At 65.6% G+C, this 24,756-nt stretch carries 19 protein-coding genes and 3 tRNA genes; 20 read left to right on the top strand and 2 right to left on the bottom strand.

Annotated elements, in window-relative coordinates; genetic code table 11:
* Positions 1-183 precede the first annotated feature (183 nt).
* A complete protein-coding gene (locus tag P2T65_RS03305; RefSeq protein WP_082464640.1) occupies positions 184-486 on the top strand; it encodes a hypothetical protein in 303 nt (100 codons plus the stop codon).
* Between the two features lie 213 nt (positions 487-699).
* Positions 700-1,059: a hypothetical protein gene (locus tag P2T65_RS03310; protein WP_055457271.1), complete on the top strand. Its 360-nt coding sequence runs from the start codon at positions 700-702 to the stop codon at positions 1,057-1,059.
* 84 nt (positions 1,060-1,143) lie between these two features.
* On the opposite strand, the gene P2T65_RS03315 is transcribed toward P2T65_RS03310, so the two are convergent.
* Both P2T65_RS03315 and P2T65_RS03320 read right to left on the bottom strand, forming a co-directional pair.
* Complete coding sequence (locus P2T65_RS03315; RefSeq protein WP_186438059.1) at positions 1,144-2,817, bottom strand: MFS transporter; 1,674 nt, start codon at positions 2,815-2,817, stop codon at positions 1,144-1,146.
* Positions 2,818-3,139: 322 nt separating this feature from the next.
* Complete coding sequence (locus P2T65_RS03320) at positions 3,140-4,006, bottom strand: RNA methyltransferase (protein ID WP_276199172.1); 867 nt, start codon at positions 4,004-4,006, stop codon at positions 3,140-3,142.
* A gap of 195 nt (positions 4,007-4,201) precedes the next feature.
* Between P2T65_RS03320 and P2T65_RS03325 the strand changes: the two genes are divergently transcribed.
* From P2T65_RS03325 to tuf (P2T65_RS03410), 18 genes are all read left to right on the top strand, one after another.
* Positions 4,202-4,286: transfer RNA gene (locus tag P2T65_RS03325), tRNA-Tyr, on the top strand.
* A gap of 19 nt (positions 4,287-4,305) precedes the next feature.
* Positions 4,306-4,379, top strand: a tRNA-Gly gene (locus P2T65_RS03330).
* A gap of 237 nt (positions 4,380-4,616) precedes the next feature.
* Entirely contained in the window at positions 4,617-5,807 is a 1,191-nt protein-coding gene (tuf, locus tag P2T65_RS03335; protein WP_063187829.1) for an elongation factor Tu, read from the top strand.
* Between the two features lie 208 nt (positions 5,808-6,015).
* A tRNA-Trp gene (locus tag P2T65_RS03340) sits at positions 6,016-6,092 on the top strand.
* A 163-nt stretch (positions 6,093-6,255) separates the two neighbouring features.
* Positions 6,256-6,453, top strand: a complete 198-nt coding sequence (gene secE / locus P2T65_RS03345) for a preprotein translocase subunit SecE (RefSeq protein WP_019400034.1) — start codon at positions 6,256-6,258, stop codon at positions 6,451-6,453.
* Between the two features lie 12 nt (positions 6,454-6,465).
* The gene (nusG, locus tag P2T65_RS03350) at positions 6,466-6,999 is read left to right on the top strand and encodes a transcription termination/antitermination protein NusG (protein ID WP_055461093.1); all 534 of its coding nucleotides are present in this window, start codon (positions 6,466-6,468) and stop codon (positions 6,997-6,999) included.
* Between the two features lie 258 nt (positions 7,000-7,257).
* Positions 7,258-7,842: a DJ-1/PfpI family protein gene (locus P2T65_RS03355; protein WP_063187657.1), complete on the top strand. Its 585-nt coding sequence runs from the start codon at positions 7,258-7,260 to the stop codon at positions 7,840-7,842.
* A gap of 96 nt (positions 7,843-7,938) precedes the next feature.
* A complete protein-coding gene (locus P2T65_RS03360) occupies positions 7,939-8,313 on the top strand; it encodes a ribbon-helix-helix domain-containing protein (protein ID WP_055461091.1) in 375 nt (124 codons plus the stop codon).
* A 223-nt stretch (positions 8,314-8,536) separates the two neighbouring features.
* Positions 8,537-8,965, top strand: coding sequence for a 50S ribosomal protein L11 (rplK, locus tag P2T65_RS03365; protein WP_019400029.1), 429 nt, complete (start codon positions 8,537-8,539; stop codon positions 8,963-8,965).
* Positions 8,966-8,976: 11 nt separating this feature from the next.
* Positions 8,977-9,675, top strand: coding sequence for a 50S ribosomal protein L1 (gene rplA / locus P2T65_RS03370; protein WP_055461090.1), 699 nt, complete (start codon positions 8,977-8,979; stop codon positions 9,673-9,675).
* A 541-nt stretch (positions 9,676-10,216) separates the two neighbouring features.
* On the top strand, positions 10,217-10,735 hold the full coding sequence (rplJ, locus tag P2T65_RS03375) for a 50S ribosomal protein L10 (protein WP_055461089.1): 519 nt from the start codon (positions 10,217-10,219) through the stop codon (positions 10,733-10,735).
* A 48-nt stretch (positions 10,736-10,783) separates the two neighbouring features.
* The gene (gene rplL / locus P2T65_RS03380; RefSeq protein WP_019400026.1) at positions 10,784-11,164 is read left to right on the top strand and encodes a 50S ribosomal protein L7/L12; all 381 of its coding nucleotides are present in this window, start codon (positions 10,784-10,786) and stop codon (positions 11,162-11,164) included.
* Positions 11,165-11,442: 278 nt separating this feature from the next.
* Positions 11,443-15,564 (top strand): DNA-directed RNA polymerase subunit beta, encoded by a 4,122-nt coding sequence (gene rpoB, locus P2T65_RS03385; protein WP_063187661.1) that lies wholly within the window; start codon positions 11,443-11,445, stop codon positions 15,562-15,564.
* A 176-nt stretch (positions 15,565-15,740) separates the two neighbouring features.
* Complete coding sequence (gene rpoC / locus P2T65_RS03390) at positions 15,741-19,934, top strand: DNA-directed RNA polymerase subunit beta' (RefSeq protein ID WP_276199173.1); 4,194 nt, start codon at positions 15,741-15,743, stop codon at positions 19,932-19,934.
* A gap of 538 nt (positions 19,935-20,472) precedes the next feature.
* Complete coding sequence (rpsL, locus tag P2T65_RS03395; RefSeq protein WP_019400023.1) at positions 20,473-20,844, top strand: 30S ribosomal protein S12; 372 nt, start codon at positions 20,473-20,475, stop codon at positions 20,842-20,844.
* Positions 20,845-20,883: 39 nt separating this feature from the next.
* On the top strand, positions 20,884-21,354 hold the full coding sequence (gene rpsG, locus P2T65_RS03400; protein WP_055461086.1) for a 30S ribosomal protein S7: 471 nt from the start codon (positions 20,884-20,886) through the stop codon (positions 21,352-21,354).
* A 29-nt stretch (positions 21,355-21,383) separates the two neighbouring features.
* A complete protein-coding gene (gene fusA, locus P2T65_RS03405) occupies positions 21,384-23,459 on the top strand; it encodes an elongation factor G (protein WP_071923951.1) in 2,076 nt (691 codons plus the stop codon).
* Positions 23,460-23,515: 56 nt separating this feature from the next.
* Positions 23,516-24,706 (top strand): elongation factor Tu, encoded by a 1,191-nt coding sequence (gene tuf / locus P2T65_RS03410; RefSeq protein ID WP_063187829.1) that lies wholly within the window; start codon positions 23,516-23,518, stop codon positions 24,704-24,706.
* Positions 24,707-24,756 lie beyond the last annotated feature (50 nt).

Here is a 24,756-nt window from a genome sequence, read left to right on the forward strand (position 1 = left end):
TCTTGCTGCCCCGGTCGGGGCGCCGCTTTTCCACCTCAACCGTGCCCTGGAGCCCCTGACCTGACGCGGCAGCGCCTCGTGTGACGGCGCACGGCGCCGCGGCGGGTGCGGGCGCATCGTTTCATCACATCCGATATCCGCAATCCCTCTGGGATGCGGCGGGTGCTACCGGAGGATGGAACGATGAATCGCATGAGCCCGAAGATCCTTGCTATCCCGCTCGCCTGCGCCACTCTCGGCGCGAGCTTCATCGCCACGACCGGCGAGGCCGAGGCCCGGTGGCGCGGCCGGCACTACGGCGGTGCCGTGGCCGCGGGCGTCATCGGCGGGCTTGCCATCGGTGCGCTCGCCGCTTCGGCGGCGCGGCCGGCCTATGGCTATCCGGGCCCCGTCTATGTGGCTGACCCCTACTGCTACAAGGTCCGGGAACGCGTGTTCGTGCCCGGGTACGGCTGGACTACACGGCGTATGACCGTTTGCGACTGATTGCGACTGAGGCCGCGTCTCGCTGCGATCCGCCAGTGCGAAGGCCGGCGAATATCCCGCGCCGGCCTTTGCGCTTGTCCGCAAATTGCCGCAGTGCGGGTGACGAATAGGGAACAGGGATGGTTCATCGGGCGTTCAGCCACAGGAGACTAGCATCCCCACGATGACGCTGCAGGGGGAGTGCGGAGCGCTCCCCGGTTTGGGAGAAGAACCATGATGTTCCCGCTCAAGGCTCGAAAGGTCGCCGCAATCGGCCTTGCCGGCTTGACCCTCGCCGGGGCCTTCGCCGCGACCACCGGAGAGGCCGAGGCACGCTGGCGCCGCGGCGGCAATGCCGGGGCGGCTGTGGCCGCCGGTATCATCGGCGGCCTCGCCGTCGGCGCGCTGGCCGCCTCCGCTGCGCGGCCCGCCTACGGCTATCCCGCGCCCGTCTACGACTACGGCCCGCCGCCCTATGCCTACGGACCCGGGCCGGCCTACTACGATTACGAGCCGGAATGCTTCGTGAAGACCCGCCGCGTGTGGGTGGACGGCTGGGGCTGGCGCGTTCGTCGCGTCACGGTCTGCGATTGATCCGCCGTCCGCTTCGCCAGCGAAAAGGCCCCGCCGGGAGACCGGCGGGGCCTTTCGTTTCGGAGCCATCAGGCTCTGGCTGTGTCAGCCTTCGTACTTGAAGATGTCGCGGTCCTTCGTCTCGGGCACGAAGAGCAGGCCGACGACGAAGGTCATGAGGGCGACCACGATCGGGTACCAGAGGCCGTAGTAGATGTCGCCCGTCGCGGCCACCATGGCGAAGGCGGTGGTGGGCAGGAAGCCGCCGAACCAGCCGTTGCCGATGTGATAGGGCAGCGACATGCCCGAGTAGCGGATGCGCGTCGGGAAGAGCTCGACGAGCTGGGCGGCGATGGGGCCATACACCATCGTCACGAAGAGGACGAGCAGCGTCAGGATGGCGACGATGGCGACCGTGTTCATCTTCGCCGGATCGGCCTTGGCCGGATAGCCCGCTGCGCGGATGACCTCCGTCATCTTGGTGTTGAAGGCCGCGCTCTGCTCCTTGAAGGCAGCGGCATCGAGCGTCAGGCCGTCGAAGGAGGCGATGACCTGGTCGCCGACCTTGACCTGCGCCACCGTACCCGCCGGGGCCGCCTCGTTCGCATAGTTCACCGAGTTGCGGGCAAGGAAGCTCTTGGCGATGTCACACGAGGAGCGGAACTGTGCCGTGCCGACCGGGTTGAACTGGAACGAACATTCCGACGGGTCCGCGATGACCGTTACCGGGGCATTGGCCTGTGCCGCCGCGAGATCGGGATTGGCGAACTTCGTCAGGCCGTTGAACAGCGGGAAATAGGCGATGGCCGCGATGAGGCAGCCGCCGAGGATGATCGGCTTGCGGCCGACCTTGTCCGACAGCCAGCCGAAGAAGATGAAGAATGGCGTGCCGATGGCGAGCGAGATGGCGATGAGAATGTTCGCCGTGGCGGCATCGACCTTCAGCGTCTGCGTGAGGAAGAACAGGGCATAGAACTGGCCCGTGTACCAGACGACCGCCTGGCCCGACGTGCTGCCGAAAAGGGCGAGCAGGCCGACCTTGGCGTTCTTCCAGGTACCGAAGGCTTCCGTCAGCGGTGCCTTGGACTGGGTGCCTTCCTCCTTCATCTGCTTGAAGGCGGGCGACTCCTGCAGCTGCAGCCGGATCCAGATCGAGATGCCGAGCAGCACGATGGAGATCAGGAACGGAATGCGCCAGCCCCAGGCCGCGAAGGCTTCCTCACCGAGATAGGTGCGGGTGCCGAGGATGACGATGAGCGACAGGAAGAGGCCGAGCGTCGCCGTCGTCTGAATGAAGCTGGTATAGTAGCCGCGCCGGCCTTGGGGTGCGTGTTCTGCGACGTATGTCGCCGCGCCGCCGTATTCGCCGCCGAGCGCCAGCCCCTGCACGAGGCGCAGGATGATGAGGATGACGGGCGCGAGGATGCCCCACGTTGCATAGGTGGGCAGGATGCCGACGATGAAGGTCGACAGGCCCATCAGCACGATAGTGACAAGGAAGGTATACTTGCGGCCGACGAGGTCGCCGAGGCGGCCGAAGACGAGCGCGCCGAAGGGCCGGACAGCAAAGCCGGCTGCGAAGGCCATCAACGCGAAGATGAAGCCGGCGGTCGGATTGACGCCCGAGAAGAACTGGGCGGCGATGATCGCCGACAGCGAGCCGTAAAGATAGAAATCGTACCACTCGAATACGGTGCCGAGCGAGGAAGCGAAGATGACCTTCTTCTCCTCCCGGGACATCGGCCGGGCCTTGACACCCGTCGCCGTTGCGTTTGCCATGCTCATGGCCGAGGCTCCTTGGAATGTTCCATGACCTGCAGCCGGCCGAGGCGACGAGCGAACGCCGCGCGGCAGCCGGACCTCCGGCCCTCTGCCGCGCGGTCTTGCGATCGACGAGACGATCGGTGGATCTGACGCCCACGGCCGCCCGACAACGGGCTGTTTCCCTCATTCGGCGGGGGCGGGGCCCCGCGCCGCTTCCGCAACTGCTCGCAGCCCGGAAGGTGAGGGAAAGCTTAGGAGCCGCGCTCTACGCTGTCGCTCGACAATTGGTCGTCATTCCAAAGTCTTAAGTGCGCCGCAATAGTGCGTCGCAGCATGTTCAGCCGGCGGTGCGGCTCGCCGCATAGAGGGCGATAGCAGCGGCGTTCGAGACGTTCAGACTCTTGATGGCGCCCGGCATGTCGAGGCGGGCAAGATCGCTGCAGCGCTCGCGCGTCAGCTGGCGCAGCCCCTTGCCCTCAGCGCCGAGGACAAGGCCGAGCGGGCGGGTGAGGGGGATGTCGCCGAGCGGCGCCGGCCCGGCCGAATCGAGGCCGACGAGCTGGAATCCACGCTCGCGCAGGGCGAGCATGGCCTCGGCGAGATTGCGCACCACGATGAAGGGGACGTGCTCGAGCCCGCCCGAGGCCGACTTGGCGAGCACGCCCGTCGCAGCCGGGCTGTGGCGGGCGGTGGTGACGATGGCCGCAACGGAGAAGGCGGCCGCCGTGCGGACGATGGCGCCGACGTTGTGCGGATCCGTGATCTGGTCGAGCACGAGGACGAGCGCATCCGCCGGCAGCGAATCGATGGCCGGGGACGGGAGCGGGTCAGCCTCGAGCAACAGGCCCTGGTGGACGGCGTCGGGCTCGAGCAGCCGGTCGATCTCACCGGGCCGGACGATCTCGGGCGCGATCGGCAGGTGCCCGAATCGCTCGAGCAGGCGCTTGTAGGCATTCTCGGTGGCCATCAACCGGCGCGGTCGGCGCCGTGGATTGGCGAGGGCCTCGACCACGGGATGCCAGCCGTAGAGAACCGCGACGTCGATGGCGCCCGGGGGGGTGGGGCGGCGCGGGCCGCCCTTGCCGTTTGCCGGCTTTCCGGCCTTGCCGAAACGCGGGCCGCGCCCATGCCGGGCCAACGCCTGCGCGTTGCGGGGCAGCTTTCTGGTCGTCTGTCCGGCCGGCGGGGCCTTGTCGCTCGTCATGGGTCCAGTGTCCGGAATTGGCTGAGCCTCCTGTGGCACGAGTGAGCCGTGGATGCCAGTTGGTTTTGTGTTGACACCGGGGATCGGCCTCACCATAAGAGGCCCCGCGCTGTCGGCGTCGTCGCGTTCCGAAGGTTTTCGTGAAGCATGCGGCGGCTCGGCGCGTCGCCCGGCGGTGCTTCCGAGGATTGAGTCGGAGGGGTGCCCGAGTGGTTAAAGGGGACGGACTGTAAATCCGTTGGCTACGCCTACGTTGGTTCGAATCCAACCCCCTCCACCATTCCCGAAGCAGCCAGTGCGCGGGTGTAGCTCAATGGTAGAGCAGCAGCCTTCCAAGCTGATGACGAGGGTTCGATTCCCTTCACCCGCTCCACCGCCTTCCGCATCGTTTCGCTCAGATTTCTTCTGCGGTCGAAGCCGGCGGCCGGCGCGCTGGCGGGGACTCGACAATCCCGTCCGGCTCGGGCTAAAGGCTCGCCTCCATGATCCTCGGCGCCCGGTGGGGAAAATTCTCGGGCCCGAGGTAAATTCGCTCTTGAAGTATGGGGCGAAGGGTCTTAATCGACCGCAACCCAAAAGCCACACGTGCAGAGGCGTCTAGGATCCTACGATGGCGAAGGAAAAGTTTGAGCGCACGAAGCCGCACTGCAACATCGGGACGATTGGTCACGTTGACCATGGCAAGACGTCTCTGACGGCGGCGATCACGAAGGTTCTTGCGGAGAAGGGCGGAGCGTCGTTCACGGCGTACGACCAGATCGACAAGGCGCCTGAGGAGAAGGCGCGCGGGATCACGATCTCGACGTCGCATGTCGAGTACGAGACGGACAAGCGGCACTATGCGCACGTGGACTGCCCGGGCCACGCGGACTACGTGAAGAACATGATCACGGGCGCGGCGCAGATGGACGGCGCGATTCTTGTGGTTTCGTCGGCTGACGGGCCGATGCCGCAGACGCGCGAGCACATCCTGCTGGCGCGTCAGGTTGGCGTGCCGGCGCTTGTGGTGTTCATGAACAAGGTCGACATGGTGGACGACCCCGAGCTTCTTGATCTTGTGGAGCTTGAGGTGCGCGAGCTTCTGTCTAAGTACGACTTCCCCGGGGATGACATCCCGATCATCAAGGGTTCGGCGCTGTGCGCGCTGGAGGACCGCAATCCGGAGATCGGGCGGGACGCTGTTCTGAAGCTGATGGATGCGGTTGACGCGTACATCCCGCAGCCGGAGCGTCCGAAGGACCAGCCGTTCCTGATGCCGGTTGAGGACGTGTTCTCGATTTCGGGCCGCGGGACGGTGGTGACGGGGCGTGTGGAGCGCGGCGTGATCAAGGTCGGCGAGGAAGTCGAGATTGTTGGGCTGCGTCCGACGCAGAAGACGACGGTGACGGGCGTTGAGATGTTCCGCAAGCTGCTCGATCAGGGCGAGGCGGGGGACAACATCGGGGCGCTGCTGCGCGGGACGAAGCGCGAGGACGTGGAGCGCGGCCAGGTTCTGTGCAAGCCGGGCTCGGTGAAGCCGCACACGAAGTTCAAGGCCGAGGCGTACATCCTGACGAAGGAAGAGGGTGGCCGTCACACGCCGTTCTTCAACAACTACCGCCCGCAGTTTTACTTCCGCACGACGGACGTGACGGGGATGGTGAAGCTGCCCGAGGGCACTGAGATGGTGATGCCGGGCGACAACGTGGCGATGGAGGTCGAGCTGATCGTCCCGATCGCCATGGAGGAGAAGCTGCGCTTCGCCATCCGCGAGGGTGGCCGCACGGTTGGCGCCGGCGTCGTCGCCTCCATCATCGAGTAAGCAAGGCACAAGGCCGCGCGCCGCACCACGCGGCGCCGGTCTTCTCCGGGAAGCCTTCCCGACGTGATTTTCACCGCCTCGCGAAGCGGCTTTGCTGAGCGGCGGCGATGGGATATAGGAGGCGGCGGTCGCGTCGTCCCCACCTCATCGGGCGGGTTTCACCCGATGAGGCAAAGCCGGTGGGCGACGTCGATCCGCCGGTTCCGCTAGGAGTGTAGCTCAACTGGTTAGAGCACCGGTCTCCAAAACCGGGGGTTGGGGGTTCGAGTCCCTCCACTCCTGCCAGCGGATCTTTCGAGTGGCTCTTGTCCCAGTGTCAAGAAGGCTGCTTGTGCCGGGAGCGATTGACGGCGTGTGACCGCAACGGCACGCGCCGCGTCGTGATTCGAGGCGGTCGCGCACGCTGTTGCGACGAGAGGCGGGGGCGAAGCCCGCGGACGTGAGGACGATGGCAAAGACGAACCCGTTCGAATTCCTGCAGCAGGTCCGCAACGAGGCGGCCAAGGTCACTTGGCCGACGCGCAAGGAGACCATGGTCACGACCGCCATGGTCTTTGTCATGGTGATCATTGCCGCGCTGTTCTTCCTCGCTGCCGACCAGATCATCCGCTTCGGCGTCGGCCTGATCCTCGGTGTCGGACGCTGAGGGGAGAAAGTCATGAGCTATCGCTGGTACATCGTCCACGCCTATTCAAACTTTGAGAACAAGGTGGCGCAGTCGCTGCGCGACCAGGCGCAGCAGCGTGGGCTCGAAGACAAGTTCGAGGAGATCCTCGTCCCGACCGAGAAGGTCGTCGAGGTGCGCCGCGGCCGCAAGATCGACACCGAGCGCAAGTTCTTTCCCGGCTATGTGCTGGTGAAGTGCGACCTCACGGACGAGGTCTATCACCTCATCAAGAACACGCCGAAGGTCACGGGCTTTCTCGGCGCCGACAAGTCGAAGCCGCTGCCGATCCCGGACCATGAGGCCGAGCGCATCAAGGGCCAGGTCGCCGAGGGTGTCGAGCGGCCTAAGTCGTCGGTTCACTTCGAGGTGGGCGAGCAGGTGCGTGTCGCCGACGGCCCCTTCGCGTCGTTCAGCGGCGTGGTGGAAGAGGTGGACGAGGGCCGCGCCCGGCTCAAGGTAGCGGTGTCCATCTTCGGCCGTGCGACGCCGGTCGAGCTCGAATACGGGCAGGTCGAGAAGGTCTGACCGACGGATCGCGTTCCGCCACCGTCATGGCCGGGCTCGTCCCGGCCATCTGCGTTTTTGGCATTACAGGATTTTCCCGGGCGTGGATGCCCGCGACAAGCGCGGGCACGACGACTTGTGGAACCGGCCGCCCAGCCCTTCGCCGCTTCGTCATCCCTCACGGGCCGCGCGTCGCGGCGCTTGCGTGTTATCGGGATAACACCTTCGCATCGCCCCGCGCCTGTAGCCTTCCTGCTTGCGACAGCAAGGGAGGAAACAATGGCAGGCAAGCGCATCCTGATGATCGTCGGCGATTTCGGCGAGGACTACGAGATCATGGTGCCGTTCCAGGCGCTGCTCGCCGTCGGCCATACCGTGCATGCCGTCTGCCCGGGCAAGAAGGCGGGCGAGGCGGTGGCCACGGCCATCCATGATTTCGAGGGCCAGCAGACCTATTCGGAAAAGCGCGGCCACAATTTCACCCTCAACGCCACCTTCGCCGAGGTCGAGCCCGCGTCCTACGACGCCCTCGTCATCCCCGGCGGCCGGGCCCCCGAATATCTGCGCCTCAACGAGCGCGTCGTCGCCTGCGTGCGGCACTTCTTCGAGACGGGCAAGCCGGTGGCGGCCATCTGCCACGGTGCGCAGCTCCTCGCGGGCGCCGGCGTGCTGAAGGGGCGCACCTGCTCCGCCTATCCGGCCTGCCGGGCCGAGGTGGAGCTCGCGGGCGGCACCTATGCCGATATCGCCATCGACGCCGCCGTGACGGACGGCAATCTTGTCTCGGCCCCGGCCTGGCCGGCCCATCCGGCCTTCATCGCGCAGTTCCTCGCGGTGCTGGGCACCGAAATCCGCCACGGCTGACGTGCCGGATCCTGCTGCGGCCCCACGCTGCGATCTTGCGCTCCGCCCGGCCGGTCGCGCTAGACTGCCGGCGCCGACAGGAGGGGAGGGACGGCCATGTGCAAGCTTTTTGTGAATGCCGATCCGCAGCTATGGGAGACGCGCCTGCGGTCGCTCAGGCTCAATGGCTTTTCCACCAGCGTGCGCCTGGAGAATCTCTACTGGCGCGTGCTCGAGGAGATCGCCGGGCGCGACGGCATGAGCGTGGCGCAACTGCTCGGTCGGCTCTATGAGGAATTGCTGGAGGCGCGGGGCGAGGTCGAGAACTTCGCCTCGTTCCTGAGGGTCTGTTGCGGACGCTATCTCATGCTGCAGCTTGCGGGAGAGGTATCGAGCGATGCGGCGCAGCCGATCGCCGGGCTCGATGCCGATGCCATCCTCGCACGCGAGGCGCGGCGCCTGGCGCCGGCTGCCCTGATGCCGGCGGCGTGAGGATTAGCCGGCGCCAGGGGCTTTCCTTCTCTGCCGTTATGGTGTAGGCGATCCGCCGTTCCCTCATGGGGACGACCATCCGCGGGAGGCACGCCCGGTTCGCCAGCCGGAGCAAGCGGGCCGCAACCGCGATCACCAACCATCCGCCGCCTGCGGTCTTTCGTGGCGCGGCGGACTTTGCGTTGCACGCCATGGCAGGCGGGCGACGCCGAGTGAGCATCCCATGGCGAAGAAAATCACGGGTTACGTGAAGCTTCAGGTGCCGGCGGGCGCGGCCAATCCGTCGCCGCCGATCGGCCCGGCGCTCGGCCAGCGCGGCCTCAACATCATGGAATTCTGCAAGGCCTTCAACGCGAAGACCGCGCAGATGGAGAAGGGCATGCCGATTCCGGTGGTCATCACCGTGTATCAGGACCGCTCCTTCACCTTCGACATGAAGCAGCCGCCGGTCTCCTACTTCCTGAAGAAGGCCGCCAAGCTGGACAAGGGGTCCAAGACCCCCGGCCGTGGCACCGTCGGCAAGGTCACGCGCGAGGCGCTGCGCGACATCGCCGAGAAGAAGATGGCAGACCTCAACTGCGACACCGTCGATTCTGCGGTGGCGATGATCGAAGGCTCGGCCCGTTCGATGGGCCTCGAGGTCGTGGGCTGAGGAGAGCGATCATGGCTAAGATTGCAAAGCGCGTGGCCGCGAGCCGCACCGGTATCGACCGCGTCAAGCTCTACGGGCTCGAGGAGGCCGTGAAGCTCGTCAAGGAGCGGGCCACGGCCAAGTTCGACGAGACGATCGAGGTCGCGATGAACCTCGGCGTCGACCCGCGCCATGCGGACCAGATGGTGCGCGGCGTGTGCAACCTGCCGAACGGCTCGGGCCGCACGGTGCGCGTCGCCGTCTTTGCCCGCGGCCCGAAGGCCGACGAGGCCAAGGCCGCCGGTGCCGATATCGTCGGCGCTGAGGACCTGCTCGAGCGCATCCAGGGCGGCACGATCGACTTCGACCGCTGCATCGCGACGCCGGACCTGATGCCGCTCGTCGGCCGCCTCGGCAAGGTGCTCGGCCCGCGCGGCCTGATGCCGAACCCGAAGGTCGGTACGGTGACCATGGACGTCGCCGGCGCGGTGAAGGCCGCCAAGGGCGGCGCGGTCGAGTTCCGCGTCGAGAAGGCGGGCATCGTCCATGCCGGCATCGGCAAGGCCTCGTTCGACGCCGACAAACTCGTCGAGAACATCAAGGCCTTCGCCGACGCGGTCGCCAAGGCGAAGCCCTCCGGCGCCAAGGGCACCTACATCCAGCGCATCGCCATCTCCTCGACGATGGGCCCGGGCGTGAAGGTGGAGCCGTCGACGGTCGTCGGCGCCTGAGATTAACGGACCGCGGCACTGCGCCGCGGTCCGTGTCCTGCCTTGGTGTGAGGCGATGACGGGCCGGCCTGTTTCCCGCGCCTCCTTGCGGCATGCCCCCCTTGGCAAACTGCCTGCGAGGCGTTAAATACCGGTTCGTGTCTGGTGAGACCGGTGCGGGGGAACAGGGTTCTGCCCATATTCATCATCGAATTCCGTCTGGGTCACCAGGCGGTGGAAGGCCGGCAGGCCGAGGGGTAACCCTTTGCCTGCGCGGCCTTATGTCCTGTCCGAGACTGCAGGTGCCGAACGGGCTTTCCGGGCGGCATAATTTCGCTCCGATGCCTGCATAGACGGGGGAAGACTGGTTCGTATTGCCGCCGGCGCGTCCGGCGGCGGTGTGGTCGGTTCGAACCTACTCGCCGGCTGCGTTTCTGGCGCATCCGGTTGGACAGGGCTCACGAGCGCCGTCCGGCGATCGTGGCCTTTGGCCGGGGTCGCATTCGGGCGGCATGTGCAGCCGGCGGCGGGCGAGTGCTCGCCGTCAACCGGAGAGAGCAAGGTGGACAGAGCGGCAAAAGCTGATCTCGTCGCGACGCTCAACGATGTGTTCAAGAGCACGGGCGTTGTCGTCGTGGCCCACTATGCGGGCCTCACGGTTGCCGACATGCAGAAGCTTCGTCGCGAGATGAAGCAGGTCGGCGCTACCGTGAAGGTTGCGAAGAACCGCCTCGCGAAGATCGCTCTCGAAGGCACGGATGTCGCTTCCATCGGTCCCCTTCTGAAGGGGCCGACGTTGCTGGCCTATTCCAGCGACCCGGTTGCGGCGCCGAAGGTCGCGGTGGATTTCGCCAAGGCGAACGACAAGTTCGTCATCCTCGGCGGGGCCATGGGCGCGACTGCCCTGAATACGGACGGTGTGAAGGCGCTCGCCTCCCTGCCGTCCCTCGACGAACTGCGCGCCAAGCTGGTCGGCCTCATCCAGGCTCCGGCCACGAAGATCGCTCAGGTCGTCAACGCGCCTGCCGCCAAGGTGGCGCGCGTCTTCGGGGCCTATGCCAAGCGAGACGAAGCGGCGTGAGGCCGCGTGAAAACCGAACCCAAATCGAACCGATCCAGGAATTGAACAATGGCTGATCTTGCGAAACTCGTCGACGAGCTGTCGAACCTCACGGTCCTCGAGGCGGCCGAGCTCGCCAAGCTGCTCGAAGAGAAGTGGGGCGTCTCCGCGGCTGCCGCCGTGGCCGTCGCCGCTGCTCCGGGCGCTGGTGGCGCCGCTGCCCCGGCCGCCGAGGAGAAGACCGAGTTCGACGTCATTCTTGCCGCCGCCGGCGACAAGAAGATCGAGGTCATCAAGGAAGTGCGCGCCATCACGGGCCTCGGCCTGAAGGAGGCGAAGGACCTCGTCGAGGGCGCCCCGAAGCCGCTGAAGGAAGGCGCGCCGAAGGACGAGGCCGAGAAGATCAAGGCTGCCCTCGAGAAGGTCGGCGCCAAGGTCGAGCTCAAGTGATGTTCCGGGGCCGCGTCCTGCGGCTCCGCATCGCAGATTGCGGCGGTCCCGGGGGAGTTTTCCCCGGGGCCGTCGCGTCGTCGCTGGCAGGGCATGGGGCCCGACGGCGACGGTGGACCGGAAGGCCCACGTGAAGCGGCGGAAACCGCCGTCAACCGCGCGACGGCTAGCGCGGTCTACATGAAGTTCCGCCGAGGGGCGGAGCGGCTGACCCGGCGGCCAGGTGGCCGCACGACCGGACCGCCCGGTCAGCCGTGCGTGAGGAGCGAGAACCGAACATGGCCCAGACGATCACCGGCCGGAAACGCGTCCGCAAGTTCTTCGGCAAGATCCGGGAAGTGGCGGAGATGCCCAACCTCATCGAGGTTCAGAAGGCGTCCTACGACCAGTTCCTGATGGTCGAGGAGCCGAAGGGCGGACGCCCCGAGGAGGGGCTTCAGGCGGTCTTCAAGTCCGTTTTCCCGATCTCGGACTTTTCCAACACGTCCCTGCTGGAGTTCGTCAAGTATACGTTCGAGCCACCGAAGTATGACGTCGACGAGTGCCGCCAGCGCGGCATGACCTTTGCCGCACCGCTCAAAGTGACGCTGCGCCTCATCGTGTTCGATGTCGACCAGGATACCGGCGCCAAGTCCGTCAAGGACATCAAGGAGCAGGATGTCTACATGGGCGACATGCCGCTCATGACGGACAACGGTACCTTCATCGTCAACGGCACCGAGCGCGTCATCGTCTCGCAGATGCACCGCTCGCCGGGCGTGTTCTTCGACCATGACAAGGGCAAGACGCACTCGAGCGGCAAGCTGCTGTTCGCGGCCCGCATCATTCCCTATCGCGGCTCATGGCTCGACATCGAGTTCGACGCCAAGGACATCGTCTATGCGCGCATCGACCGGCGCCGGAAGATTCCGGTGACGTCGCTGCTCTATGCGCTCGGCCTCGATGGCGAGGAAATCCTCGACACCTTCTACGACAAGGTGCACTACGCGAAGGACAAGGACGGCTGGCGCATGCCGTTCGACGCCGGCCGCATGAAGGGCTTCAAGGCCGTCAGCGACCTTATCGACGCCGACAGCGGCGAAGTCGTCCTCGAGGCCGGCAAGAAGCTCACGGCCCGGGCTGCCCGCCTCCTCGAGGAAAAGGGTGTCAAGGCCCTGCGCGCCAGCGATGAGGATCTTTACGGCCAGTACATCGCGGAGGACCTTGTCGATCTGTCGACGGGCGAGATTCATGCCGAGGCTGGCGAGGAGATCACGGCCAAGCTGCTCGCAACGCTCGTCGAGCAGGGCTTCACCGATATCCCGGTGCTCGACATCGACCACGTCAACATCGGCCCGTACATCCGCAACACGCTTGCCGTCGACAAGAACTCCTCGCGCGAGGAGGCCCTGTTCGACATCTATCGCGTGATGCGCCCGGGCGAGCCGCCGACGTTGGAGACGGCGGAGGCCATGTTCCATTCGCTGTTCTTCGACGCCGAGCGCTACGACCTCTCGGCGGTCGGCCGCGTAAAGATGAACATGCGCCTCGACCTCGACTGCCCGGATACGGTGAGGACGCTGCGCCGCGAGGACATGCTCGCGGTGGTGAAGGCGCTCGTCGACCTGCGCGACGGCCGCGGCGAGATCGACGACATCGACCATCTCGGCAACCGCCGCGTGCGCTCGGTAGGAGAGCTTATGGAGAACCAGTATCGCCTGGGTCTTCTCCGGATGGAGCGCGCCATCAAGGAGCGCATGTCTTCGGTCGACATCGACACGGTGATGCCGCAGGACCTCATCAACGCCAAGCCCGCCGCCGCGGCGGTGCGCGAGTTCTTCGGCTCTTCCCAGCTGTCCCAGTTCATGGACCAGACCAACCCATTGTCGGAGGTGACGCACAAGCGTCGCCTCTCGGCGCTGGGCCCGGGTGGTCTCACCCGCGAGCGCGCCGGCTTCGAGGTGCGCGACGTGCACCCGACGCACTACGGCCGCATCTGCCCGATCGAGACGCCGGAAGGCCCGAATATCGGCCTCATCAACTCGCTCGCCACCTTTGCGCGCGTCAACAAGTACGGCTTCATCGAGGCGCCCTACCGCAAGGTGAAGGACGGGCGGGTCACCGAGGAGGTGGTCTACCTCTCGGCGATGGAGGAGCAGAAGTACAACGTCGCCCAGGCGAACGCTGCCATCGACGGCGAAGGCCGCCTGACGGAGGATCTCGTGGTCTGCCGCCGCGCCGGCGACGTCGTGGTCATGCCGCCGGATCGCGTCGACTACATGGACGTGTCGCCGAAGCAGCTCGTGTCGGTCGCTGCGGCGCTCATCCCGTTCCTCGAGAACGACGACGCCAACCGCGCCCTGATGGGCTCCAACATGCAGCGCCAGGCCGTGCCGCTGGTGAAGGCGGATGCGCCCTTCGTCGGCACCGGCATGGAGGCGGTGGTTGCCCGTGACTCCGGCGCGGCCATTGCGGCCCGCCGCACCGGCATCGTCGACCAGGTGGACGCGACGCGTATCGTCATCCGCGCCACGCAGGATCTCGACCCCACCAAGTCGGGCGTCGACATCTACCGGCTGCAGAAGTTCCAGCGCTCCAACCAGTCGACCTGCATCAACCAGCGCCCGCTGGTGAAGGTGGGCGACATGGTGAAGAAGGGCGACATCATCGCCGACGGTCCCTCGACCGATCTCGGCGAGTTGGCGCTCGGCCGAAACGTGCTCGTCGCGTTCATGCCCTGGAACGGCTACAACTTCGAGGATTCCATCCTCCTCTCCGAGCGCATCGTGAAGGACGACGTGTTCACCTCGATTCACATCGAGGAGTTCGAGGTCAGCGCCCGTGACACCAAGCTCGGGCCGGAGGAGATCACGCGCGATATTCCGAACGTGTCGGAAGAGGCGCTGAAGAACCTCGACGAGGCCGGCATCGTCTATATCGGCGCTGAAGTTCACGCCGGCGACATTCTCGTCGGCAAGATCACGCCGAAGGGCGAGAGCCCGATGACGCCTGAGGAGAAGCTGCTGCGCGCCATTTTCGGCGAGAAGGCCTCCGACGTGCGCGACACTTCGCTGCGCGTGCCGCCCGGTGTCACCGGAACCATCGTCGAGGTGCGCGTCTTCAACCGCCATGGCGTCGACAAGGACGAGCGCGCCCAGGCCATCGAACGCGAGGAGATCGAGCGCCTGGCCAAGGACCGCGACGACGAACAGGCGATCCTGGACCGCAACGTCTACGCCCGCCTCGCCGAGGTGCTCACGGGCCAGACGGCGATCGCGGGGCCGAAGGGCTTCAAGCGTGACGCCGCGCTGACCCGCGAGGCGCTCAACGAGTATCCGCGCTCGCAGTGGTGGCAGTTCGCCGTCGCCGACGATGCGGTGATGAGCGAGCTCGAGGCAATGCGCAAGCAGTACGACGAGTCGAAGAAGCGCCTTGAGCAGCGTTTCCTCGACAAGGTCGAGAAGCTGCAGCGGGGCGACGAGTTGCCGCCCGGCGTGATGAAGCAGGTCAAGGTCTTCATTGCGGTCAAGCGCAAGATCCAGCCGGGCGACAAGATGGCCGGGCGGCACGGCAACAAGGGTGTCGTGTCGAAGATTGTGCCCATCGAGGACATGCCCTTCCTCGATGACGGCACCCACGTGGACATCGTGCTGAACCCGCTCGGCGTGCCGAGCCGCATGAATGTCGGCCAGATCCTGGAGACGCACCTTGGCTGGGCCTGCGCCGGCCTCGGCCGGCAGGTCGGCGAGGCCTACGACGCCTACATGAAGACGCAGAACCTCGGACCGTTGCGTCAGAAGCTCGGCGAGGTCTACGGCGACAATGGCGAAGTGGCGTCGATGTCGGACGAGGAACTCGTCGAGATGAGCGCCAATCTCCGGCGCGGTGTGCCGATTGCGACGCCGGTCTTCGACGGCGCCAAGGAGGCCGACATCGAGCAGATGCTGGAGCAGGCAGGTCTTCACCGCTCGGCACAGTCGACGCTCTTCGACGGACGCACGGGCGAGGCGTTCGACCGCAAGGTGACCGTGGGCTACATCTACATGCTGAAGCTTCACCACCTGGTTGACGACAAGATCCACGCCCGCTCGATCGGCCCCTATTCGCTCGTCACGCAACAGCCGCTGGGTGGCAAGGCGCAGTTCGGCGGCCAGCGTTTCGGCGAGATGGAGGTCTGGGCGCTCGAGGCCTACGGCGCGGCCTATACCTTGCAGGAGATGCTGACGGTCAAGTCGGACGACGTCGCCGGCCGCACCAAGGTTTACGAGGCCATCGTGCGCGGAGATGACACCTTCGAGGCCGGCATCCCGGAGAGCTTCAACGTGCTCGTCAAGGAGATGCGCTCGCTCGGCCTCAACGTCGAGCTCATCTCGACGAAGAAGCCGTCCGTGGAACTGCCGCCTTCGGAGGCAGCGGAGTAACCGGCGCCTCCGGCGCCGCGTGGCCCGCGCGAGGGTGAGGGACAAGGGGCGCGGACGGCATGAGCCCGCGCCTCGATCGTAACAAGCGTCGATGTCGGGGGACGCCCCGATGTCCGCATGAAATGCCGGCGGAGACGGGTCGCCCAGGCGGCGCCTCCGCAACCGAGGAGACGGCGATGAATCAAGAGGTCATGAATCTCTTCAATACCCAGGCTCCGGCGCAGACCTTCGACCAGATCAAGATCTCGCTTGCCAGCCCGGAGAAGATTCTGTCCTGGTCCTACGGCGAGATCAAGAAGCCGGAGACGATCAACTACCGCACGTTCAAGCCCGAGCGTGACGGCCTGTTCTGCGCGCGGATCTTCGGCCCGATCAAGGACTATGAGTGCTTGTGCGGCAAGTACAAGCGCATGAAGTACAAGGGCGTCATCTGCGAGAAGTGCGGCGTCGAGGTGACGCTGGCGCGCGTCCGGCGCGAGCGCATGGGCCATATCGAGCTCGCTGCGCCAGTGGCGCACATCTGGTTCCTGAAGTCGCTGCCGTCGCGCATCGGCCTGCTGCTCGACATGACGCTCAAGGATCTCGAGCGGATCCTTTATTTCGAGTACTACGTCGTCATCGAGCCGGGCATCACCCCCCTCAAGGAGCGCCAGCTCCTGTCGGAGGAGGAGTATCTGCGCGCGCAAGACGAGTATGGCGAGGACAGCTTCACGGCGATGATCGGCGCCGAGGCGATCCGCGAGATTCTCCGGAGCCTCGACCTCGAGAAGATTGCGGCGGACCTGCGCCAGGAGATTGCCACGACGACCTCCGAGCTCAAGCCGAAGAAGCTGATGAAGCGCCTCAAGATCATCGAGGCCTTCATCCAGTCCGGCAACAAGCCCGAGTGGATGATTCTGACCGTCGTGCCGGTGATCCCGCCGGACCTGCGCCCGCTCGTCCCGCTCGACGGCGGCCGCTTCGCAACGTCGGATCTCAACGATCTCTACCGCCGCGTCATCAACCGCAACAACCGCCTGAAGCGGCTGATCGAACTCAGGGCGCCCGACATCATCATCCGCAACGAGAAGCGGATGCTGCAGGAGGCTGTCGACGCGCTGTTCGACAACGGCCGGCGCGGCCGCGTCATCACGGGTGCCAACAAGCGCCCGCTGAAGTCGCTCGCCGACATGCTGAAGGGCAAGCAGGGCCGCTTCCGTCAGAACCTGCTCGGCAAGCGCGTCGACTATTCCGGCCGCTCGGTGATCGTCGTCGGGCCCGAGCTCAAGCTGCATCAGTGCGGCCTGCCGAAGAAGATGGCGCTCGAACTGTTCAAGCCGTTCATCTATGCGCGGCTTGACGCCAAGGGCCTCTCGGCCACGGTGAAGCAGGCGAAGAAGCTCGTCGAGAAGGAGAAGCCCGAGGTCTGGGACATCCTCGACGAGGTGATCCGCGAGCATCCGGTGATGCTCAACCGGGCGCCCACGTTGCACCGTCTCGGCATTCAGGCCTTCGAGCCGACCCTCATCGAGGGCAAGGCCATCCAGCTGCACCCGCTCGTCTGCGCGGCGTTCAACGCCGACTTCGACGGTGACCAGATGGCCGTGCACGTGCCCCTCTCGCTGGAAGCCCAGCTCGAGGCGCGTGTGCTGATGATGTCGACGAACAACATCCTGCACCCGGCCAACGGTCAGCCGATCATCGTGCCGTCGCAGGATATCGTTCTCGGCCTCTACTATCTCTCGATCCTCGCCGAGGGCGAGCCGGGCGAGGGCAAGGTGTTCGCCGACATGGGCGAACTCGAGCATGCGCTTGCGGCCAAGGTTGTCACCCTGCACTCGAAGATCAAGTATCGCTGGACGGGTGTGGCCGAGGACGGTTCTACCTTCTCCCGAATCTACGAGACGACACCGGGCCGCGTGATCCTGTCGCGCGTCCTGCCCCGGCACCCGGCCGTTCCCTTCGATGTCGTGAACAAGCTCATGACGAAGAAGGAGATCTCGAACATGATCGACACCGTCTACCGCAACTGCGGGCAGAAGGAATCGGTCATCTTCTGCGATCGCATCATGGGTCTCGGCTTCTACCATGCGTTCAAGGCCGGCATCTCGTTCGGCAAGGACGACATGGTGGTGCCCGAGAACAAGTGGTCGATCGTCGACGAGACGCGCGCGCTCGTGAAGGACTACGAGCAGCAGTACCAGGACGGTCTCATCACGCAGGGCGAGAAGTACAACAAGGTCGTCGACGCCTGGGCCAAGTGCTCGGATCGCCTTGCCGGCGAGATGATGGCGCGTATCTCGGCCGTGCAGAAGGACGAGAATGGCCGCGACAAGCCGGTGAACTCCATCTACATGATGGCCCATTCCGGCGCCCGCGGCTCGCCGGCGCAGATGAAGCAGCTCGCGGCCATGCGCGGCCTGATGGCCAAGCCCTCCGGCGAGATCATCGAGAGCCCGATCATCTCGAACTTCAAGGAAGGCCTCGACGTGCTCGAGTACTTCAACTCGACGCACGGCGCTCGCAAGGGCCTCGCCGACACGGCGCTCAAGACGGCGAACTCGGGCTATCTCACCCGCCGTCTCGTCGACGTGGCGCAGGATGCGGTCATCCGTGAGCCCGACTGTGGCACCGACAAGGGCATCCGCATGCGGGCCATCGTCGATGCCGGCCAGATCGTGGCCTCGCTCGCCTCGCGTATCCTCGGCCGCACCGCCGCGGAGGATCTCGTGGATGCGGACGGCAAGGTCATCGTGCCCGCCGGCACCATGATCGAGGAATGGCACATCGAACCGATCACCGCCGCCGGCATCCAGGAGGTGAAGATCCGCTCGGTGCTGACCTGCGAGGCCAAGAACGGCGTCTGCGCCACCTGCTACGGGCGCGATCTGGCGCGAGGCACGCCGGTCAACTACGGCGAGGCCGTCGGTGTCATCGCGGCGCAATCGATCGGCGAGCCGGGCACGCAGCTCACGATGCGCACGTTCCACATCGGCGGCGCCGCGCAGATCGCCGACCAGTCGTTCGTCGAGTCCAACTTCGAGGGCACCGTCAAGATCCGCAACCGGAACGTGGCGCGCAACTCGGACGGGGATCTCATCGCCATGGGCCGCAACCTCGCCGTGCTCATCGTCGGGCCGGACGGGCAGGAGCGGGCAGTGCACCGCATCCAATACGGTGCGCGCCTCAAGGTCGACGAAGGCGACACCATCAAGCGTGGCCAGCGCATCGCCGAGTGGGATCCCTACACCCGGCCGATCCTGACCGAGGTCGACGGTGTGGTCGGCTTCGAGGACCTCGTCGAGGGTGCCTCGATGTCGGAACAGATCGACGAGTCGACCGGCATCGCCAAGCGCGTCGTTATCGACTGGCGCGGCTCGGCCCGCACGTCGGACCTGCGGCCCGCCATCGTCATCCACGACGAGAGCGGCAGGATCGCCAAGCTCGCCCGCGGCGGCGAGGCCCGCTCGCTGCTCGCGGTCGATGCCATCATCGGCGTGGATCCGGGCGCGAAGGTCAAGGCCGGCGACGTGCTTGCCCGTATCCCGATGGAGAGCGCCAAGACGCGCGACATCACTGGCGGTCTGCCGCGGGTGGCCGAGCTGTTCGAGGCGCGCCGGCCGAAGGATGCGGCGATCATTGCCGAGAAGTCCGGCACGATCCAGTTCGGGCGCGACTACAAGAACAAGCGCCGCCTGACGCTCGTGCCGCATGACGGCTCGGAGTCGGTCGAGTACCTCATTCCGAAAGGCAAGCACATCCACCTTCAGGACGGTGACGTGGTGGAGGTCGGCGACTTCATTGTCGACGGCAATCCCGCGCCGCACGACATCCTTGCCATCAAGGGCGTCGAGGAACTGGCCGCCTATCTCGTCAACGAGATCCAGGAGGTGTATCGCCTGCAGGGCGTGAACATCAACGACAAGCACATCGAGGTGATCGTTCGCCAGATGTTGCAGAAGGTCGAGATCCAGGAGCCCGGTGACAGCGAGTTCCTGCAGGGCGAGCAGGTCGACCGCCTGGAAATGGAAGAGGCGAACGAGGCACTCGTCGCCCAAGGCAAGAAGCCGGCGGTGGGCACGCCGGTCCTGCTCGGCATCACCAAGGCGAGCCTTCAGACCCGCTCGTTCATCTCCGCCGCCTCCTTCCAGGAGACGACGCGCGTCCTTACCGAGGCCGCCGTCAACGGCAAGACGGACATGCTCGAGGGCCTCAAGGAGAACGTCATCGTGGGCAGCCTCATTCCGGCCGGCACCGGGGCCGTGGCTGCCCGCCTGCGCGAGATCGCGCAGCGCCGCGACGAACTCATCCTCGCGCAGAAGGCGAACGAATCCGGCCACGCCGCTGCGGCGGCCGTGGGCGGGGAACTGCCGCCCGCCGCGGCGGAGTAAGGCGCTTCCGCCAACGACAGGGAAGGGGCTGCCCCTGCGGGCGGCCCCTTCGCCGTTTCGGATATGTCGCAGATGCCCGGCTCCGTTTCCGAATGTTGCCGGGGGCGGGCGCAACCTTGGCAGATCGTGCGGGTTAGCTGCAGCAGGTGCTCGCCGGCCGGAAATCGAAGGCTGCAAACGAGAAAGACGTTGACGACGGGCGACTCAAGGGGTAAAAACCGCCCACTTCCGGCAGGCCGTAGGTCTCTCTGTCGGGGCAGCAGCCCTGACCTTTAGGTCCTAAACGCTGTCGAATTCAGCACCGACTGGCAGCAAGTCAGGCTTGTAGAGTCAGATCAGGAGCATGACCGCGGCCCGCCGTGGTCCTCTGCGGGCTAACGCGCCGGAGGCATTCCGCCGAAGGCGCGGATTTGTTTTGCTTGCGGCCGGGCGTTTGTGCGCGCCGCATCAATGGGAAGGTCGCACGGCTTCATTCGGTGCTGTGCGGTTGGAGCAGTCTAGGCAAGCGGCCGGAAGGCCGGAGCGAAGAGAGCGAAGCATGCCGACGATCAGCCAGCTGATCCGCAAGCCGCGGACGGCGCAGAAGAGCCGGAACAAGGTTCCTGCACTCGAGGCCTGCCCGCAGAAGCGGGGTGTGTGCACGCGCGTCTATACGACGACGCCGAAGAAGCCGAACTCGGCTCTGCGTAAGGTCGCCAAGGTGCGCCTGACGAACGGTTTCGAGGTCATCGGCTACATCCCGGGCGAGGGGCACAACCTCCAGGAGCACTCCGTGGTCATGATCCGCGGCGGTCGCGTCAAGGATCTTCCGGGTGTGCGTTACCACGTTCTGCGCGGCGTCCTCGACACTCAGGGCGTCAAGAACCGTAAGCAGCGCCGTTCGAAGTACGGTGCCAAGCGTCCGAAGTAATTCGGGCGCTTTCCGAAATTTCAAGGCGGAGCGGAGCATATGTCCCGTCGTCACAGTGCCGAGAAGCGCGAGATCATCCCGGACGCCAAGTTCGGTGACGTGGTTCTCACGAAGTTCATGAACTCCGTGATGCGCGATGGCAAGAAATCGGCTGCCGAGGCCATCGTCTATGGCGCGTTCGACATCATCGAGCAGAAGCTGAAGGCTGACCCTCTCGAGGTCTTCCGTCAGGCGCTCGACAATGTCTCGCCGGCGATCGAGGTGCGGTCCCGCCGCGTCGGCGGCGCCACCTACCAGGTGCCCGTCGAGGTGCGCTCGGAGCGCCGTCAGGCGCTCGCCATCCGCTGGCTGATCCAGGCCGCGCGCTCGCGCAACGACCGCACCATGGTCGATCGGCTGTCGGCCGAACTCATCGACGCCGCCAATAACCGCGGCAGCGCGGTGAAGAAGCGCGAAGACACGCACCGCATGGCGGAAGCGAACCGCGCCTTCTCGCACTACCGCTGGTAATCGGCGCAAGATCGGACGGAGCTCGTACAATGCCCCGCAGTCATGCCATCGAGAAATACCGCAATTTCGGCATCATGGCCCACATCGATGCCGGAAAGACGACGACGACCGAGCGGATTCTCTACTACACCGGCAAGAGCCACAAGATCGGGGAGACCCATGAGGGCTCCGCGACCATGGACTGGATGGCGCAGGAGCAGGAGCGCGGCATCACCATCACGTCGGCCGCGACGACCTGCTTCTGGCGCGAGAACCGTCTGAACATCATCGACACGCCCGGCCACGTCGACTTCACCATCGAGGTAGAGCGTTCGCTGCGCGTGCTCGACGGTGCCGTGTGCGTGCTTGATGGCAGCCAGGGCGTCGAGCCCCAGACCGAGACCGTGTGGCGCCAGGCCGACAAGTACGACGTGCCGCGCATCGTGTTCGTCAATAAGATGGACAAGGTGGGTGCCGATCTCTTCCGCTGCGTCGATTCGATCGTCGATCGCGTCGCCGGCAAGCCGGTCTGTCTGCAGCTGCCGATCGGTTCCGAGGGCGGTTTCAAGGGTGTGGTCGATCTCGTCGCCATGAAGGCGCTCGTCTGGGAAGACGATGCCCTCGGTGCGAAGTTCAACATCACCGATATCCCGGCCGATCTCGCCGACAAGGCTGCCGAGTACCGCACCAAGCTGGTCGAGGCTGCGGTCGAGCTCGATGATGACGCTATGAGCGCTTATCTCGAGGGGCAGGAGCCGGACGAGGCCACCCTGCGCAAGCTGATCCGCGTCGCGGTGCAGCAGCGTGCTTTCCATCCGGTGCTGTGCGGCACGGCTTTCAAGAACAAGGGTGTGCAGCCCCTGCTCGATGCCGTCGTGGATTACCTGCCGTCGCCGCTCGACCGTGGCGCCATCAAGGGCATCGACGCCAACACGGAAGAGCCAATCGAGCGCAAGCCGTCCGACGACGAGCCGTTTTCCATGCTCGCCTTCAAGATCATGGACGACCCGTTCGTCGGCACGATCACCTTCTGCCGCGTCTATTCCGGCAAGGTGGAATCGGGCTCCTCGATCGTCAACTCGACGCGCGAGAAGAAGGAGCGCGTCGGCCGCATGCTCCTGATGCATGCGAACAACCGCGAAGACATCAAGGAAGCCTATGCCGGTGACATCGTGGCGCTCGCGGGCCTCAAGGAAGTCCGCACCGGCGACACGCTCTGCGACCCGCTGAAGCCCGTCATCCTCGAGAAGATGGAGTTCCCGGCACCGGTCATCGAGATCGCCATCGAGCCGAAATCGAAGGCCGACCAGGAGAAGCTCGGCATCGCGCTGTCCAAGCTCGCTGCGGAGGATCCGTCCTTCCAGGTGTCGACGGACCAGGAATCCGGCCAGACCATCCTCAAGGGCATGGGCGAGCTCCATCTCGACATCAAGGTCGACATCCTGCGCCGCACTTACAAGGTGGATGCCAATGTCGGCGCGCCGCAGGTGGCCTATCGCGAGCGCATCTCCAAGCGCGTCGAGGTGGACTACACGCACAAGAAGCAGACCGGTGGCTCGGGCCAGTTCGCGCGCGTCAAGATCGTTGCCGAGCCGACCGAGCCGGGCGCGGGTTACTCGTTCGAGTCGAAGATCGTCGGTGGTGTGGTGCCGAAGGAGTACATCCCGGGTGTCGAGAAGGGCCTCGAGTCCGTTCTCGGCGCGGGCGTGCTCGCCGGTTTCCCCGTCGTCGACCTCAGGGTGGAGCTGATCGACGGCGCCTATCACGAGGTCGACTCGTCGGCGCTGGCCTTCGAGATTGCGGCCCGTGCCGCGCTGCGCGAAGCGCTGCAGAAGGGCGGTGCCGTCCTTCTTGAGCCGATCATGAAGGTCGAGGTGGTGACGCCGGAGGACTACACCGGTTCGGTCATCGGCGACCTCAACTCCCGCCGTGGCCAGATCCAGGGCCAGGACATGCGCGGCAACGCGGTGGTCATCAATGCGATGGTGCCGCTGGCTAACATGTTCGGTTACGTGAACACGCTGCGCTCGATGAGCCAGGGGCGCGCGACCTACACGATGCAGTTCGACCACTACGAGCAAGTGCCGCAAGCGGTCGCCGCCGAGGTTCAGGCCAAGTACGCCTGAACCTGAAACGAGAACGAGACACGACTGACGTCGAGTTCCTTTGAAGGAGCCCTACGATGGCGAAGGAAAAGTTTGAGCGCACGAAGCCGCACTGCAACATCGGGACGATTGGTCACGTTGACCATGGCAAGACGTCTCTGACGGCGGCGATCACGAAGGTTCTTGCGGAGAAGGGCGGAGCGTCGTTCACGGCGTACGACCAGATCGACAAGGCGCCTGAGGAGAAGGCGCGCGGGATCACGATCTCGACGTCGCATGTCGAGTACGAGACGGACAAGCGGCACTATGCGCACGTGGACTGCCCGGGCCACGCGGACTACGTGAAGAACATGATCACGGGCGCGGCGCAGATGGACGGCGCGATTCTTGTGGTTTCGTCGGCTGACGGGCCGATGCCGCAGACGCGCGAGCACATCCTGCTGGCGCGTCAGGTTGGCGTGCCGGCGCTTGTGGTGTTCATGAACAAGGTCGACATGGTGGACGACCCCGAGCTTCTTGATCTTGTGGAGCTTGAGGTGCGCGAGCTTCTGTCTAAGTACGACTTCCCCGGGGATGACATCCCGATCATCAAGGGTTCGGCGCTGTGCGCGCTGGAGGACCGCAATCCGGAGATCGGGCGGGACGCTGTTCTGAAGCTGATGGATGCGGTTGACGCGTACATCCCGCAGCCGGAGCGTCCGAAGGACCAGCCGTTCCTGATGCCGGTTGAGGACGTGTTCTCGATTTCGGGCCGCGGGACGGTGGTGACGGGGCGTGTGGAGCGCGGCGTGATCAAGGTCGGCGAGGAAGTCGAGATTGTTGGGCTGCGTCCGACGCAGAAGACGACGGTGACGGGCGTTGAGATGTTCCGCAAGCTGCTCGATCAGGGCGAGGCGGGGGACAACATCGGGGCGCTGCTGCGCGGGACGAAGCGCGAGGACGTGGAGCGCGGCCAGGTTCTGTGCAAGCCGGGCTCGGTGAAGCCGCACACGAAGTTCAAGGCCGAGGCGTACATCCTGACGAAGGAAGAGGGTGGCCGTCACACGCCGTTCTTCAACAACTACCGCCCGCAGTTTTACTTCCGCACGACGGACGTGACGGGGATGGTGAAGCTGCCCGAGGGCACTGAGATGGTGATGCCGGGCGACAACGTGGCGATGGAGGTCGAGCTGATCGTCCCGATCGCCATGGAGGAGAAGCTGCGCTTCGCCATCCGCGAGGGTGGCCGCACGGTTGGCGCCGGCGTCGTCGCCTCCATCATCGAGTAAGCAAGGCACAAGGCCGCGCGCCGCACCACGCGGCGCCGGTCTTCTCCGGG

This window comes from Chelatococcus sp. XZ-Ab1 (assembly GCF_029309855.1).
Lineage (GTDB): Bacteria > Pseudomonadota > Alphaproteobacteria > Rhizobiales > Beijerinckiaceae > Chelatococcus_A > Chelatococcus_A sambhunathii.

What these genes read in the sequence shown, in the direction of transcription:
- rpoC (WP_276199173.1), top strand. Translation starts at nt 15,741, where the DNA reads ATGAATCAAGAGGTCATGAATCTCTTCAATACCCAGGCTCCGGCGCAG.
- nusG (WP_055461093.1), top strand. Translation starts at nt 6,466, where the DNA reads ATGAGCTATCGCTGGTACATCGTCCACGCCTATTCAAACTTTGAGAAC.
- secE (WP_019400034.1), top strand. Translation starts at nt 6,256, where the DNA reads ATGGCAAAGACGAACCCGTTCGAATTCCTGCAGCAGGTCCGCAACGAG.
- rpoB (WP_063187661.1), top strand. Translation starts at nt 11,443, where the DNA reads ATGGCCCAGACGATCACCGGCCGGAAACGCGTCCGCAAGTTCTTCGGC.
- tuf (WP_063187829.1), top strand. Translation starts at nt 23,516, where the DNA reads ATGGCGAAGGAAAAGTTTGAGCGCACGAAGCCGCACTGCAACATCGGG.
- P2T65_RS03315 (WP_186438059.1), bottom strand. Translation starts at nt 2,817, where the DNA reads ATGGCAAACGCAACGGCGACGGGTGTCAAGGCCCGGCCGATGTCCCGG.
- P2T65_RS03310 (WP_055457271.1), top strand. Translation starts at nt 700, where the DNA reads ATGATGTTCCCGCTCAAGGCTCGAAAGGTCGCCGCAATCGGCCTTGCC.
- P2T65_RS03320 (WP_276199172.1), bottom strand. Translation starts at nt 4,006, where the DNA reads ATGACGAGCGACAAGGCCCCGCCGGCCGGACAGACGACCAGAAAGCTG.
- P2T65_RS03360 (WP_055461091.1), top strand. Translation starts at nt 7,939, where the DNA reads ATGTGCAAGCTTTTTGTGAATGCCGATCCGCAGCTATGGGAGACGCGC.
- rplL (WP_019400026.1), top strand. Translation starts at nt 10,784, where the DNA reads ATGGCTGATCTTGCGAAACTCGTCGACGAGCTGTCGAACCTCACGGTC.
- P2T65_RS03355 (WP_063187657.1), top strand. Translation starts at nt 7,258, where the DNA reads ATGGCAGGCAAGCGCATCCTGATGATCGTCGGCGATTTCGGCGAGGAC.
- tuf (WP_063187829.1), top strand. Translation starts at nt 4,617, where the DNA reads ATGGCGAAGGAAAAGTTTGAGCGCACGAAGCCGCACTGCAACATCGGG.
- rpsL (WP_019400023.1), top strand. Translation starts at nt 20,473, where the DNA reads ATGCCGACGATCAGCCAGCTGATCCGCAAGCCGCGGACGGCGCAGAAG.
- P2T65_RS03305 (WP_082464640.1), top strand. Translation starts at nt 184, where the DNA reads ATGAATCGCATGAGCCCGAAGATCCTTGCTATCCCGCTCGCCTGCGCC.
- rpsG (WP_055461086.1), top strand. Translation starts at nt 20,884, where the DNA reads ATGTCCCGTCGTCACAGTGCCGAGAAGCGCGAGATCATCCCGGACGCC.
- rplK (WP_019400029.1), top strand. Translation starts at nt 8,537, where the DNA reads ATGGCGAAGAAAATCACGGGTTACGTGAAGCTTCAGGTGCCGGCGGGC.
- fusA (WP_071923951.1), top strand. Translation starts at nt 21,384, where the DNA reads ATGCCCCGCAGTCATGCCATCGAGAAATACCGCAATTTCGGCATCATG.
- rplA (WP_055461090.1), top strand. Translation starts at nt 8,977, where the DNA reads ATGGCTAAGATTGCAAAGCGCGTGGCCGCGAGCCGCACCGGTATCGAC.